This is a genomic window from Streptosporangium sp. G12 (genome assembly GCF_052983175.1).
On record NZ_JBRIQO010000034.1, the window covers coordinates 73,451 to 88,011 of the forward strand.

At 71.9% G+C, this 14,561-nt stretch carries 11 protein-coding genes; 6 read left to right on the plus strand and 5 right to left on the minus strand.

Annotation, left to right across the window (positions count from 1 at the left end; translation table 11 throughout):
- Nucleotides 1-92: 92 nt before the first annotated feature.
- Together ACVCAG_RS39085 and ACVCAG_RS39090 are read left to right on the plus strand one after the other, a co-directional pair.
- Entirely contained in the window at nucleotides 93-1,523 is a 1,431-nt protein-coding gene (locus tag ACVCAG_RS39085) for an aminotransferase class V-fold PLP-dependent enzyme (protein WP_440085660.1), read from the plus strand.
- Between the two features lie 171 nt (nucleotides 1,524-1,694).
- Nucleotides 1,695-3,467: a S8 family serine peptidase gene (locus tag ACVCAG_RS39090; RefSeq protein WP_440085659.1), complete on the plus strand. Its 1,773-nt coding sequence runs from the start codon at nucleotides 1,695-1,697 to the stop codon at nucleotides 3,465-3,467.
- Between the two features lie 94 nt (nucleotides 3,468-3,561).
- On the opposite strand, the gene ACVCAG_RS39095 is transcribed toward ACVCAG_RS39090, so the two are convergent.
- From ACVCAG_RS39095 to ACVCAG_RS39105, 3 genes are all read right to left on the minus strand, one after another.
- Entirely contained in the window at nucleotides 3,562-4,179 is a 618-nt protein-coding gene (locus ACVCAG_RS39095; RefSeq protein WP_440085658.1) for a VOC family protein, read from the minus strand.
- A gap of 97 nt (nucleotides 4,180-4,276) precedes the next feature.
- Nucleotides 4,277-5,110: a dihydropteroate synthase gene (folP, locus tag ACVCAG_RS39100; protein ID WP_440085657.1), complete on the minus strand. Its 834-nt coding sequence runs from the start codon at nucleotides 5,108-5,110 to the stop codon at nucleotides 4,277-4,279.
- A gap of 96 nt (nucleotides 5,111-5,206) precedes the next feature.
- Nucleotides 5,207-6,076 (minus strand): LysR family transcriptional regulator, encoded by an 870-nt coding sequence (locus ACVCAG_RS39105; RefSeq protein WP_350966547.1) that lies wholly within the window; start codon nucleotides 6,074-6,076, stop codon nucleotides 5,207-5,209.
- Between the two features lie 834 nt (nucleotides 6,077-6,910).
- Between ACVCAG_RS39105 and ACVCAG_RS39110 the strand changes: the two genes are divergently transcribed.
- Entirely contained in the window at nucleotides 6,911-7,873 is a 963-nt protein-coding gene (locus ACVCAG_RS39110) for a neutral zinc metallopeptidase (RefSeq protein WP_447191334.1), read from the plus strand.
- Between the two features lie 159 nt (nucleotides 7,874-8,032).
- Nucleotides 8,033-10,123, plus strand: a complete 2,091-nt coding sequence (locus ACVCAG_RS39115; protein WP_447191336.1) for an LCP family glycopolymer transferase — start codon at nucleotides 8,033-8,035, stop codon at nucleotides 10,121-10,123.
- Between the two features lie 237 nt (nucleotides 10,124-10,360).
- Here the strand turns inward: ACVCAG_RS39115 and ACVCAG_RS39120 are convergent, their stop codons facing one another.
- Nucleotides 10,361-12,352: a spermidine synthase gene (locus tag ACVCAG_RS39120; RefSeq protein WP_440085655.1), complete on the minus strand. Its 1,992-nt coding sequence runs from the start codon at nucleotides 12,350-12,352 to the stop codon at nucleotides 10,361-10,363.
- Between the two features lie 270 nt (nucleotides 12,353-12,622).
- Here ACVCAG_RS39120 and ACVCAG_RS39125 point away from each other — a divergent pair, with 270 nt between their 5' ends.
- Both ACVCAG_RS39125 and ACVCAG_RS39130 read left to right on the plus strand, forming a co-directional pair.
- Complete coding sequence (locus ACVCAG_RS39125) at nucleotides 12,623-13,981, plus strand: S8 family serine peptidase (protein ID WP_440085654.1); 1,359 nt, start codon at nucleotides 12,623-12,625, stop codon at nucleotides 13,979-13,981.
- A 4-nt stretch (nucleotides 13,982-13,985) separates the two neighbouring features.
- Nucleotides 13,986-14,219 (plus strand): hypothetical protein, encoded by a 234-nt coding sequence (locus ACVCAG_RS39130; RefSeq protein WP_440085653.1) that lies wholly within the window; start codon nucleotides 13,986-13,988, stop codon nucleotides 14,217-14,219.
- A gap of 97 nt (nucleotides 14,220-14,316) precedes the next feature.
- On the opposite strand, the gene ACVCAG_RS39135 is transcribed toward ACVCAG_RS39130, so the two are convergent.
- The gene (locus ACVCAG_RS39135; RefSeq protein ID WP_440085652.1) at nucleotides 14,317-14,454 is read right to left on the minus strand and encodes a hypothetical protein; all 138 of its coding nucleotides are present in this window, start codon (nucleotides 14,452-14,454) and stop codon (nucleotides 14,317-14,319) included.
- Nucleotides 14,455-14,561: the final 107 nt, after the last annotated feature.

The following is a 14,561-nucleotide window of genomic DNA, read 5'->3' on the forward strand; positions in this document are numbered from 1 at the left end:
CCGTGTGATTTCGTGTGATGCTGGCATTTCCCCGGCGGCCCCTGCGGGCCGCGTCCTTCCGGCCCGCGCGAGCCGTATCCCCGAGGAGACCGATGAGCCTGCCTGACAAGGGCCGCAACACCGATGAACTGCTGGCCGAGATCGCCCGCCTCAAGCAGGACGACCTGCCGGTACGCGGCGGCAAGGTGACCGCGTACGTCTACGACACCGGACGGCCCGAGGTGCACGAGGCCGCCGCCAGGGCCTACTTCGAGATGCTGGAGGTCAACACCCTCGACCCGACGGCCTTCCCCAGCGTGGTGGAGATGGAGAAGCAGGTCGTCGGCGCGGTCGCCGAGCTGCTCGGCGGGGGGTCGGGCATCTTCACCAGCGGAGGCACCGAGTCGATCATGCTGGCGGTGAAGGCCGCGCGGGACTCCCGCGAGACGGCGGGCCGCCCCCGGATGGCGGTGCCGGTGACCGCGCACCCCGCCTTCCACAAGGCCGGGCACTACCTGGGGGTCGTGGTGGACGCCGTACCGGTGGACCCGGTGACGTTCCGGGCCTCCCCCGCGGACGTCGAGGCCGTGATCACCGAGGACACCGTCCTGGTGGTCGCCTCGGCGCCGTCCTACCCACAGGGCGTGATCGACCCGATCGCCGAGATCGCCGGGATCGCCGCCGCGCGCGGCGTGCTCTGCCACGTGGACGCCTGCGTGGGCGGGTGGCTGCTGCCCTGGCTGCGCGAGGCCGGGGCGGACGTCCCGCCCTTCGACCTGTCGGTTCCCGGGGTCACGTCGCTCTCCTGCGATCTGCACAAGTTCGGGTACGCGCCCAAGGGCGCCTCGGTCGTGCTGTTCGCCGACCCCGCGCTGCGGCGCAGGGCGTACTTCGCCTCGGCGTCGTGGCCCGGCTACACGGTGATCAACGCCACCGTGCAGAGCTCGAAGTCCGCGGGCCCGCTGGGCGGGGCGTGGGCCACCTTCCAGGCCCTGGGCCGGGAGGGCTACCTGGAGCTCGGCCGCACCACCCTGGCGGCGGCCCGCGAGCTCCGAGAGGGGATCGCGAAGATCCCCGGACTGCGGGTGCTCGGCGACCCGGAGTCGGCACTGGTCGCCTTCGGCTCCACGGACGACGTGGACGGGGTGGACGTGTTCGTGCTGTCGGACGAGGCCAGGAAGCGCGGGTGGTTCCTGCAGCCGCAGCTGTCCTACGCGGGCATCCCGGCCAACATCCACATCACGGTGACCGGGGTGACCCTGCGGGGCGTCGAGGCGATGCTGGAGGTGATCGCGGAGGCCGTGGAGGCGGCCCGCGAGCGGGGTCCCGCGGAGCTGCCGGAGGGGCTGGTGGAGCTGGTGGCGGGCCTGGACCTGGACGCGCTCGACGACGCCGCGTTCGGCGAGCTGGCGGCGGCGGTCGGGGTGGACCTGGGCGGCTCGGGGCAGCCGGAGATGGCCGTGGTCAACGCGGTTCTCGACGCCCTGCCCGCCGACCGGCGAGAGGCGATCCTGATCCGCTTCCTTTCGGTCATCTACTCCTGATCGTCAGCTCTCCACTCCCGATCGCCCGAGGACAACTACATAACAAATTGGTTTACCTCTGTCACGATATTGCAGTAAATATCAGGCTGGCCGACGATGGGGACGCTCCACCGCCGCCCGGGATCCCCGACCGGGATGCCGGGCCCACCCCCCTCCAGGAGGTCCGCGAACATGAGCAAGACCCCCGCCCTCCGATTAGCGGGCTTGGTCACCGCCGCACTCCTGCTCGCCCTCGGGCCGGTCACCCCGGCCTCGGCGCTGCAGCACACGGATCCCGCCGGTTCCACGGGTTCCACCGGTTCCATCGTCAAGGCGGACAGCGCGACCGCGCTCGCCGACAGCTACATCGTGGTCCTCAAGGGCCGCTTCAGCCTCGTCGACCGCGACCGCAGGGCGCGCGAGGTCGCAGAAGGCGAGGGCGCGCAGGTCGGCACCGTCTACCAGCGTGCCATCAACGGCTTCGCCATCCGGGCGAGCGAGGAGCAGGCCCGGCGGATCGCCGCGCGGCCCGACGTCGCCTACGTCGAGCAGGACCAGGAGTTCACCCTGGTCAACCAGGCCGTGTCCTCGTGGGGCCTGGACCGGGTCGACCAGCGAAACCTGCCGCTCGACGGCACCTACACCGCGCCGAACACCGGTTCCGGCGTGCGGGCCTACATCATCGACACCGGCATCCGGGTCACCCACTCCGACTTCGGCGGGCGGGCGCAGGCCGGACGCGACGTCTACGACGACGACAACGACGTGGCCGACTGCAACGGTCACGGCACCCACGTCTCGGGAACGGTCGGCGGCGGCCAGTACGGCATCGCCAAGGCCGTCACGCTGGTCGGCGTGCGGGTGTTCGGCTGCGGCAACAGCACCTCCACCTCGATCATCATCGAGGGCGTGGACTGGGTCACCGCCAACGCGGTCAAGCCCGCCGTGGCCAACATGAGCCTGGGCGGCAGCGCGAGCACCGCGCTCGACACCGCGGTCTCCAACTCCATCGCCTCCGGCGTCGTGTACGCGCTCGCCGCGGGCAACGAGAGCACCAACGCGTGCACCCGCTCCCCCGCGCGGCTTCCCGCCGCGATCACGGTGGGCGCCACCACCAGTACCGACGCCCGCGCGTCCTACTCCAACTTCGGCACCTGCCTGGACCTGTTCGCCCCCGGTTCGGCCATCACCTCGGCCTGGAACACGAACGACACCGCCGCCAACACGATCAACGGCACCTCGATGGCCTCCCCGCACGTCGCGGGCGCGGCGGCGCTGGTCCTGAGCGGCAGCCCCGCCGCCACCCCGGCGCAGGTGCGCGACACGATCGTCACCAATGCCACGCCCGGCGTGGTGACCAACCCCGGCACCGGATCGCCGAACCTGCTGCTGCACGTCGGGGGAGGCGGCCCCGGCCCCGAGCCCACGGTGGTCTACTCCGACGACTTCGAGGCCGAGCGCGGCTGGACGGTCAACCCCGGCGGCACCGACACCGCGACCACGGGCCGTTTCGAGCGCGGCGACCCGGGACAGACGTCGAGCGGCGGCGTGACCACCCAGCCCGGCACCACCCCCAGTGGCACGTACGGGCTGGTCAGCGGTGCGGCGGCCGGGTCGAGCGCGGGTGACGGCGACATCGACGGCGGCGTGACGAGCGCGCAGTCGCCGGCGATCACGCTGCCCGCGAGCGGGACGCTCACCCTGTCCTTCTCCTGGTACCTCGGCCACCTGAACAACGCGAGCAGCGCGGACTACGTCCGGGTCCGCGTGGTCGGCACGACCACCACGACCGTGCTGAACCAGACCGGTGCCGCGTCCAACCGCGCCGCCGCCTGGGCCACCGCCACGGCCAACGTCTCCGGCCACGCCGGGCAGGTCGTCCGTGTCGTCGTGGAGGCGGCCGACGCCTCCGGGGCGAGCCTGGTGGAGGCCGGGGTCGACGACGTCAAGATCACCTCGCAGTAGACCCTCCTGGAATGCGAGGCGCGCCCCCGCCTCGTGATCGGGCCACCCTTCCCCCCGAGGGTGGCCCGGTCCTTCTCTCCCTCGGGACGACGCTCTAAAAGAGCGTGACCCCGCCGATCACGGCCACCAGGCGGGGTTCGTCACCGGCGGCCACCTCCAGCTCGGCCCCGAGCGCGGCCAGGTCCGCGGCGACGGCCGCGGGGTCGGGGTGGCTGGCGGTGAGGGAGGTCAGCTCCACCACGGGCAGGCCGCGCTCGGCGGGGTGCGCCGTCGTCCCCCAGTCGATCAGGAACGGGACCAGGCCGTCGCCGGTGTCGTCGGGCGAGGACGTGAGCCGCCACTCCAGCAGCTCACCCTCCGGGGTGCGGCGCGACATCGGGTGGATCTCGCCCGGCTCGTACCCGCGCTCGCGGGCCCGCGCGACGGTCGCGTCGAGGTCGGCCGGGTGGATCGCCCAGGTGACCAGACGCGGGCCGGGCAGCAGGTCGAGGCCGAACGGCCGGGCGAGGCCGGGATCGGGCTGGTCGGGATCCGGGCCGATGATCTCCAGGTAACGGCGCCCGCCCAGGCCCAGCAGGTGGTTGCGGGTGCCCAGGCCCACGTGGCGCCCGCCTTCCACGGGCTCGACGCCGAGCAGGCCGGTGATCTCCCGTACGGTCGCGTACAGGTCGGGGGTGGCGTAGACGAGGTGGTCGAGTCGTTCTTCCGGCATGGGTGGGGCTCCCGTCCGTGTTCGCGGCGGGCGCGGCGCCCGCGGGAGAGGTGTGCCCGCGAGGCGGGCGTCATCAGCGGTGGCGGCACTGGAACGGTCATCGGCGCAGCCTCGCGACGGTGGCCAGGGCGGCGCGGGCGGACGCGGCGTCGTGGACCCGGAAGACCCGGGCCCCCTGCCAGGCGGAGACCGCCAGCGTGGCCATGGTCCCGGCGTGGCGCTCGTCCACCGGCAGGCCGCCGAGGGCCTCGCCGACGAAGTCCTTGTTGGAGACCGCGACCAGCACCGGCCAGCCGGTGGCGACCATCTCGTCCAGACGGCGGCTGACCTCCAGGGAGTGCCAGGTGTTCTTGCCGAAGTCGTGCGCCGGGTCGATGAGGATCGACTCCCTGGGCACCCCCGTGGCGACGGCGCGCTCGGCGAGGTCGACGGTGTAGCCGATGACGTCGGCGACCACGTCGGCGTAGGCGATACGGTGCGGGCGGGTGCGCGGGGTCACGCGACCGGCGTGCGCGCAGACCAGGCCGATGCCGTGCTTGGCGGCGACCCCGGCCAGTTCGGGGTCGACCCCGCCCCAGGTGTCGTTGAGAAGGTCCGCGCCCGCCTCGGCGACGACCTCGGCGACCTCCGCGCGCCAGGTGTCGACGCTGACGATGAGCCGGGGGTGACGACGCCTCACCTCCGCGACCAGGTCGGCCACCCGGCGGATCTCCTCCGCGGGATCGACCTCGTCGCCGGGACCCGCCTTGACGCCGCCGATGTCGACGATGTCCGCGCCTCCCGCGACGGCACCGTCCACCGCCTCCAGGGCCGCCGCGAAGCCGTACGTCCTTCCCCTGTCGAAGAAGGAGTCGGGGGTGCGGTTGACCACCGCCATGATCGCGAACTCGCCGGGCCGGAACTCACGGCCGCGCAGGCGCAAGATAGTCATCGAGACCGAGCCTATAGCCCGGTGTCGGAGAGGACGGCGCTCCCACCTGCGCCGCCTCTGGGGGAAAACTGGAAGAACTGACGAGCCTCGGGGCTCCTACGCGGCCGACCCACTTTCGGCCACGGACAGGAACTCCTGGGCGATGGCGGGCAGCCGCCGTCGCGCGTGCACGATGGCGATCACCCGGCGGACCGAGGGATCGAGGGTGCGGACCACGAGCCCGGCGCGGGCGGCCTGCTCGGCCATCCCCCGGTACCAGAGCATCGAGGCCGTACCCGAACGGACGGTGCTCAGCCAGTTGCCGCGCTCGTCGAGCTGCGTCGCCACCACGGGGGCCACACCGTGTTTGGCGAAGAGCGCGTCGAACTCCCTGCGCCGGGAACTGCCGGGAACCGGCAGCACCAGCCGCATGCCGTTGAGTCTCCTCATCGGCACCGGGTCGGGCAGGTCCACTCCGGGCGGGGAGATCAGCACGATCTCCTGGCGCTCCAGCGGATGACTGATCAGATCGGTGGGGACGGGCAGGTCCGTCAGGCCGAGGTCGGCCCGCTGGTCCCTGATGGCGCTCACCACGCCGTCCCGCCCGTCACAGCGGACGATGTGAATGCGTACCCCGGGATGTTCGGCGGTGTACGCGGGGAGGAGGCGTCCTGCCAGCCCCGGTTCGAGGCTGGGTATCGAGGCGATGCGAAGCTCCGCCTCGGACGCGTGGCCGTGCGTGGACAGTGACTCGATCTCGCGGACGGCGTCGAGCGCCTCCCGGGCCAGTTTGACCACCCGGCGTCCCTGCGCCGTGACGACCACGCCACGTCCGGAACGTGCGAACAACGTCATCCCGAGCTCTCGTTCCAAATCCCTGATCGCACGGGAAAGGGCAGGTTGTGCGATGTACAGCGACCTGGCCGCGTCGGTCATGGTGCGATGCTCCGCCGTCGCGACCACATAGCGGAGCTGCTGCAGATTCATGATTTGAAGCTAGGTCACGAGCCCTGGATCGGTCCGGTACATCGCGGAGATCACCTCGGATGATTTCGGAATGTAATCGAATGCAGCGACATCCGTGACGGATGATAAATCAGTATGCTTACGCCCCAAATTCGGCAAAAGTCCGGACCTGTAGCTCACATCGGACGCTCGGGTCAACGGGGAGACAGCGTGACAGGCAACGGGCACTACCCCCCACCGCCCCCTCCACCTCGGGGGCGACCACCTCAGACACCACCCGGATGGACGGCTCAGGGCCATCCTCAACCGCCACCGCCGGGATATCCGCAACAGCCGCCACCACCGGGACAGGGATACCCGCACCTGCCCACGTATCCGGGGCAGGCACCCCCGCCGGGACAGGCCGGTCATCCACCGGCACCACCGAGACAGGGAAACCGTCCAGCGTCGCCGCCGGGGCACGGGAGCCACCCGGCGTCGCCGCCAGGACAGGGATTCCCGCCCGGATACGGGTACCCGCCCGCTCCCTCCCGGCAGCCGGTCGCACCCCCGCCACCGCCACCGCCACCGCCAGGCCGGGGGTACCCGCCGGGGCCGCCCCAGGGCCACCCCCAGCCGCCGCCCCCGGGGTATCCGCCGCACTTCCCGCCCCCGCCGGCGCCTCCGCAGCAGCCGCCGCCGGGACAGGGCCACCCGCATCCGCCGACGTGGCCCGGGGGCCCGGCGCCGTACGGGCAGCCGGCCCCGCCACCGCCGCCGGATCCCCGGCAGCGGCACGCCCACCCGCCGCCGCAGTGGCAGCCGCAGCGCCCTCGCTCCGGCGGTGCCGGGGCGATCGTCGGCGGGATCTTCGGCGTGTTCGCGCTGGTGTTCGTCGGGCTCGTGGTGATGGGCGCGGTGGCCAAGAACAGCCGCCGCCCGGATCCGGTCTCGCCGATCGCGATCCCCACCTTCTCGGACAGCAGGCCGTCGTACACGCCCACCGCGGAGCCCGCGCGTACCGCGTCCGCCGAGCCGCGACGGACGACGGCCTCCTCCGACATCTCGGAGGACACGATCACGCCCCCGGTCAAGGTGCGGACGCTCAACACCAGCCTGGAGAACAACACGCTCTACCGGGCCGGAGGGCTTCCCCGGGTGAACTGCCCGGCGGGGTCGGCCAGCATCTACAGCCACAGCCAGCTCAAGGCGCTGATCCTCAGGACGTCCAAGTGCATGGACCGGGGCTGGTCGCAGATCATGCGCAAGCAGGGCATGGACTGGCGCCCGCCCGGCTACGCCCTCACCGCGACGAAGGGCCGCGGCGCCTGTGGCGACTTCCCCTCGCCGGGCAGCATGGTGCCGTACTACTGCCCGCGCAACACCACCATCTACGCCTCGACCAGGGCGATGGCGCGGGGGGTCGGCAACTCCGGCGGGTACGGCACCATCACCGAGTGGCACGGCGGGGTCATCAGCATGATGGCCCACGAGTACGGGCACCACGTGCAGCACCTGTCGGGACTGTCCGACACCTGGTGGCAGCGGTCGCTGCGGTCCAGCAGCCGGAGCGGGAGGCTCGCGCTGAGCCGCAGGTTCGAGCTCCAGGCGACCTGCTTCGGCGCGATGTTCATGCGCTCGGTCACGGTCAGCTACCCGGTGACCCCGGCCCGGCGCAACACCCTCTACTACTTCTACTCCCGCGTGGGCGACTGGCCCGGCTACCCCCGTGACCACGGCTCCCCGGCGAACAACAACCGGTGGTTCCGCCAGGGCTACGAGAAGAACAAGGCGTTCCAGTGCAACACCTGGTTGGCGCCCTCCTCGTCCACGTCTTAGGCGACATCACGACTTAAGGGATCATTAACCACAGATTGGCTATCTGTCTGTCATGTCCAGGTATGGGGACTAGAATCCTGGCAAATTCCGTTCAATCGGGGAACCTTGGCTGTTTTGCCAGGTAGACCGGGGCAAAACGTAGTAGGAAGCGGTGTGACGATGCGCCTTGGGCAAGACTCGGGGGATCTCGCCGGCGACAGTGGGAAACGGCGCCCCCGGCGCCGCAGCGGAGGCCCGGCCGCGGGCCGCGGCGGCGCGCAAGGTCCGGCCGAGACGCGAATCCCCCCTGGCCCACCCGGCACGCCACCGGCCCAGGACACTCCCGCCGGGGACGCGCACAACGGGATCCGGGCGGTTCCCGACCTGGTCCAGGGCGTACCGGACGGGCGGGGGACGCTCCCCCCGCAGCCTCGGCCCGGCGCACGGGGCGCCGCCAACGGGCAGGAGGCGCGCCCCCTCCCGGGCGCGCACAACGGGCAGGGAATCAACGGACAGGGGATCAACGGGCAGGAGACCCTTCCCCCGCGGGGCGTACCCAACGGGCAGCCGGCGCACAACGGGCACGACACCCTCCCGGCCCAGGGCGCGCCCGACGGGCGGATGGCCTCTCCCTCGCAGGCCGGAGCGGGCACGCGGCCCGGCCAGGCCGCCGGGCCGGGCCAAGGCGCCGGACCGGGCCCGGCGGCGGGGCAGACCGGAGGACCCGCCGGGTCTCCCCCCGGACCTCCCGGTCCGCCCGGGCCCCCCGGTCCGCCCGCCCCTCCCGGGAAGCGGCCGCAGTTCGCCAGGCCGCTGACGGTCGGCGCGCTCATCGGCTGGACCGCACTGTCGGCGGTCCTCCCCGGCGCGGCGCACCTGCGGTCGGGACACCGCCGCACCGGGTACATCCTGCTCACGATCTTCGGCGCGCTGCTGCTGGCCGCCCTGGTCGGCTGGTTCGCCCTCGGCGGTACGGAGAACGCGGGCTTCGTGGCCCGCGACGGCATTCTGACGACCGCGGTGGTCCTGGCCGTCGTCGGCGCGATCACCTGGTTCCTGCTGGTGCTCTTCTCCTACATCTCCCTCGGGCCCCACCGGCTCAGCGGCAGGGGGCAGATCGTGTCGGGCATCGCGGTCGGCGTGCTGTGCGTGTCGGTGATGGCGCCGTTCGCGCTGACCGCGAGCACCGTGATGACCGGCAAGGAGACGGCCAACGCCATCTTCCAATCCTCCGCGGGCAACCCCACGGCCGTCCCCGTCAAGGACGAGGATCCGTGGGGCGGGCGCAAGCGGGTGAACTTCCTGCTCGTCGGCGGCGACGGCGCCGGGAACCGGGAGGGTGTGCGGACCGACAGCATGACCATGGCCAGCGTGCACGTCGCGACCGGCAACACCGCCATGTTCAGCCTCCCCCGCAACCTCCAGCACGTCCGCTTCCCGCCCGGCAGCGCGCTCGGCAAGCGGTTCCCCGACGGTTTCATGCGCGAGCTGCCCAACGGCGGCCTGCTCAACGAGGTCTGGCAGTACGCCGAGGACCACCCCGAGCTGATGCCCGGGGTCAAGGACGGGCATCGGGGCCCCCGGGCGCTCATGGACGCCATCGGCTACACGCTCAACCTGAAGATCGACTACTACGCCCTGGTCAACATGTTCGGCTTCGCCCACCTGGTGGACGCCATCGGCGGCCTCAGGATCAGGGTGGAGCGCGACGTCCCGTGGGGCGGCCTCTACGGCACCGCCGGAACCATCAAGGCCGGATACCGGAAGCTCTCCGGCGAGGAGGCGCTCTGGTACGGGCGCTCCCGCGTCGGCAGCGACGACTTCTCCCGGATGGCCCGCCAGCGCTGCGTCATCGGCGCCTTCGCCCAGCAGGCCACCCCGTCGGTCGTGCTCACCAACTTCGCCAAGATCGCGGGCGTGGCCAAGAAGATGGCCAAGACCGACATCCCCCGCGAGCTGCTGGAGCACATCATCGAGCTGGGACTGAAGGTCAAGGACGCCAGGATCGTCAGCCTCCAGTTCGTGCCGCCGGAGTTCTACACCGGCTCGCCCGACTGGCAGAAGATCCGTACGGCGACCGCCAGGACGCTGCGCCAGTCGCTGCAGCCCGCCCGCCGCCCCCTGGCCGCGACGGCCTCGCCCGGCACGAGCGGCGCGACGCCCGCCGCCACGCCCAAGCCCTCCAGGTCGGCGGTGGCCAAGCCGAGCCAGACGCCCACCCAGAACGGCAAGGCCGAGGCCCAGTCCCTGGACGAGCTCTGCGGGTTCTGACCGCCCCGCGCGAGCGGCGCCGCCGCTGACGGCCCCGCGCGATCGCCACACGCGTTGTGGCCCGCCCTCCTTCGCGGGAGGACGGGCCACAACGCTTTTCCGGGCCCCGGGATGCGGGCCTTCGAAACCCCGGGTTCGAAACCCCGGGTTCAGGACCCCCGAGCCTTCAGGGCCCCCGGAACTTCGGGCCCCCGGGACTCCGGTGGGCTCCGGGCTCCCCGCCCGGAGCCCACCGGCTCAGCCGACCTTGACCGCGCCGCCGCCCCCGGCTCCCCCGCCGCCCGCGACGGCCCCGGAGGTCCTGGGCAGCAGGGCGAAGGCGCCCAGATAGACCAGGCCCGCCACGATCAGCAGCGCCTGGTAGCCGATGACCAGCGCCAGATACTCCAGGCAGCCGCCGACCATCGCGCCCAGCAGGTTGGCGCCGAAGGACACCGTGGCGTCCGCGGAGTCGGCGAAGCGCTTGGCGAACACCACGTTGGCCGCGAAGATCGGCAGGAACGCCACGACCACGGCGGTCACCGCGCGCAGCGGCAGCGGCAGGCTCAGCAGCCAGGAGTTGGGCACCAGCCAGGCCAGGACGAGCCCGGCGAGCAGCACCCCGTACATCACCGGCAGGGACGGCACCCTGAAGCGGCGTGTCACCTCCACCGCGGCGAGCACGGCGACCAGCACCCCGCCGAACACGATCGCGTTCACCACCCAGGTGGTGCCGAACAGCAGCGCGAACCCGGTGACGCTCTTCGTCTCCAGCAGCAGGAACGCCACCCCGAGCAGGAAGAGGTCGGCGTACGGGCGCATCCGCCGGTACGGACCGGCGACGGCGCGCACGGCGAGCAGGCTGACGATGAGGATCAGGCCGAGGGTGATGATGTAGATCTGCGGGATCGTCCGGTCCTTCAGGTAGAGGAAGGGCCGGTCGTCACTGGCCGGCGGCGGGGTGTCGGCCTTCACCCCCGCCCACTCGGACTCACACCGCTGCGCCTCTGCGGTGAGCCCCGCGGTGATCACCGCCTGCTGGCCGGTCTCGCTGACGATGTCGACGCAGGGCTTGTGGCCGAAGGCGGCCTGCATGGTGGAGCCGAGGCGGTCCACCAGCCAGGTCTCGCGGTAGTAGTTGTACATCGAGAAGGCGCCGCCGGGCTTGAGGTGGTCCCTGGCCGCCTCCATCGCCTGCCGGGTGAACAGGTAGCTCTCCAGCCGCAGCGAGCTCGCCCCGGACACCAGGGTGAGCGAGTCGGGCAGCGCGAAGAGGATCAGGTCGTACTTGTCGGAGGTCCGTTCCAGGAAGGCGCGGCCGTCGGTGACGTGGGTGGTGACCCGGGGGTCGGAGTAGGGCTTGTCCGGGTGGTAGGAGCGGCCGAGTTCGAGCAGCTTGGGGTCGATCTCCACGGCGTCCACGTGCTTGGCGCCCTTCGACAGCGCGATGGACACGTCGGTGCCGCTGCCCGCGCCCACGATGAGCACGTTGTCCAGCTTGCCGGAGGCCGCCCGCTCGTACGGCAGGGCGTACTGGCGCTCCCACTCCAGGCGGTTCTTGGCCGGGGTGGCCTGCTGGTGCGGGATGCCGTTGACGTCGATGTTCATCAGCGGCACACCCTCCCAGTAGCCGCGCACGTAGGTCACCTTGTAGTAGGGCGACCACAGCGCCCCGGCCGTCAGCGTCTCCGTCGCGAGGACGCCGACGACGATCAGCGACGGCACGAGCAGCGCCGCGCGGGCCCAGACCTTGCGAGGCCAGAGCAGCACCGCGTAGGCGATCGCGGCGATCGTGCCCCACACCACCGGGGGCGCGCTGAGGAACGACAGCGCGGTGAACAGCGCGATGCCGCTGAGGCTGCCGATCAGGTCGTAGCGGTAGGCCTCCAGCCGTTCGAGCTCGGGGAAGCACCGCCCGACCAGCTCGGCCGGGCCCATCAGCACGATCGCCGCCGCGGCGAAGATCACCGGCAGGATCAGCCAGGGGGGCGGCCCGCTCGCGCTCAGGCTCGTCCAGTACAGGACCCCCTCGGTCTGGCGGTCCACGGTGACCGGGAAGAGCCACACGACCACGACCAGGACGGCCAGCACGATCGGCGAGTAGTACGGCTGCCGGGTGCTGCGTCCCACCCGCAGGAAGCCGAGTCCGATGCCGAGGAAGGACCCCAGCAGGACGAAGTTCGTGAAGTAACTCAGATGAACGATGTTCGACCCGGTCCACCGGATCAGGGCCAGCTCCAGGAAGAGCATGAAGCCACTGGCCACTATCAGTCTGGGCCGCGTGCTCAGCCAGTGTGTGTGCCGGACATCGGGGCTGGGGGGTGGAGTCGTCTCCGCCGCTGCGGTCATGACGCCCAACGCTAGTGATCGGCACCCGCGCAGGGAAGGAAATCCACGCCCATCGTTTGCACGGGTTACATGCCATGAGTCCGGATAGGGAGTGGTTTCAACGGCTGGACGTGATCCAGGCGGATGCAGGAACGTGGTGGGACCCGATCCCCTCGAGCCCCGGTGGTGCACATGCGGGTCCTGCTCCAGCTCCGTCCCTCCCCCGACGTCGTCGCGGCCGTGGCCGACCCCACGGTGAGCACGGCGGCCGCCGACGTCGTCGACGCGCTGCCCGGGGTCGTCGTGGACCCCTCCTTCACCCCGGTCGTCGCGCCCCGGCCGGTTCCCGTCGCCGGGGGCGACCCCCTCTCGCTCAACCAGCCGCTGACGTTCTCCTTCGCCGACGACGAGGCCTCCGTCCTGGTCCGCGGGGAGATCTCCGACGACGAGGTCTCCACCCGGATCACCCTGCTGCCCTCGCTCCGTCCGGACGTCGTGGGAGTCTTCGCCGACCCGGTGATCGAGCGGGGTCTCACCTGCGGCGGAACGGCCCCGGTGGGCGACTGGCGCGACGTGGGGCGACTGCTGAACGTCGCCGAGCTGGCCCGCGAGGGTCTCGACGGCGCGGGCGTCGCGCTCGCGGTGCTCGACACCGGCATCAACGCCGCGCACGTGGCCCGGCGCCTCGACCGCGCCGTGGCCCTCGACGCACAGCACAGCTGGAAGCCCTCGGGGGTACGGGGCACGGCGGGCGAGTTCCCCGTCGACCACGGCACGATGTGCGCCTTCGACGCGCTCATCGCCGCCCCCGGGGCGTCACTGATCGACGTGCCCGTGCTGCTGTCCCGGCGCCCCGGAGGCAGCGCGCTGGACGGCCTGCTGTCGGACGCGGTGGCGGCCTTCGCCCACCTGCGCACCGTCCTCGAGGCCCAGCCCGCCGCCTCGCGCTCCCTGGTCGTCAGCAACAGCTGGGGTTCCTTCTCTCCCGACTGGGACTTCCCCGCGGGCCACCCCGGCAACTACTCCGACAACCCGGCCCACCCGTTCAACCTGATCGTCTCCAGCCTGGAGCGGGCGGGCGCCGACGTGCTGTTCGCCGCGGGAAACTGCGGGCGTGACTGTCCCGACGGCCGGTGCGCGTACCCCGACCGGCCGATCACGGGCGCCAACTCCCACCCGCGTGTCCTGTCGATCGGCGGCGTCGACATCCGGGGCCAGCGGGTCGGTTACTCCTCACAGGGTCCGGGCCGCCTCACCGCCCGCAAGCCCGACCTCTGCGCCTACACCCACTTCTCCGGCTCGGGGGCCTTCGGCGACGATGAGGCCGACTCGGGCACCTCAGCCGCGTGTCCCGTCGCCGCCGGGCTGGTCGCGGCCGTGCGCACCCTGTGGCCCTCCTCGCGCCTGTCACCCGCCCAGCTGCGCACCCTGCTCCGGCGTACCGCCGACGACCACGGCGCCGTCGGGTTCGACCACGACTACGGCTACGGCGTCGTCGACACCGCCGGAATGCTCGCCTCGTTGCGCCGCCGCGCCAAACGCGTAGCGTGAGTGCATGCTCCTGATCACCGTACGGCTTCCGCCCGACGCGACGCTCGCGCAGGCCATGCGGCGCCTGGAGTTACCCGAGGAGGACGTCGACACCGACTACGGCCTGGTGCTCATCGACCCCGACCAGGGCCTGTACGGCCTGCGGGTGAGCGAGTCCGCCGCCCGCCGGGTCGCCCCGGGGGCGGACGGGGGCCCCTACTCCGACCCGAGGATCGAGCCGTACGGCCCCCCGGGCTGAACACCGCGCTCGCCGGGTGGGGCCCTTTGTTCCGGGCCGGCCCCTGTTCCGGCCCGGCGGCGGCGCGGCCGCGAGAGCCGATCGGAGAGAAGGGCGGTCAGGCGTTCTCGCGGTTGAAGACGCGGGTTCCCACGACGACGCAGAGCACCGACAGGGTCACGGTCACCGCGACGCCGAGGCCGACGGTGCCGCTCGCGTAGTCGCCGTTGAACAGCTCGCGCATGGCCTCCAGCACGTAGCGGAACGGCTTGACATCCTCCCCCGTCTGAAGGCGGGGGATTCCAACAGCAACTACCCCACAAGGAGGAGGTCGCGTTGAGGTTCACGGTTCACAGGCTCCGG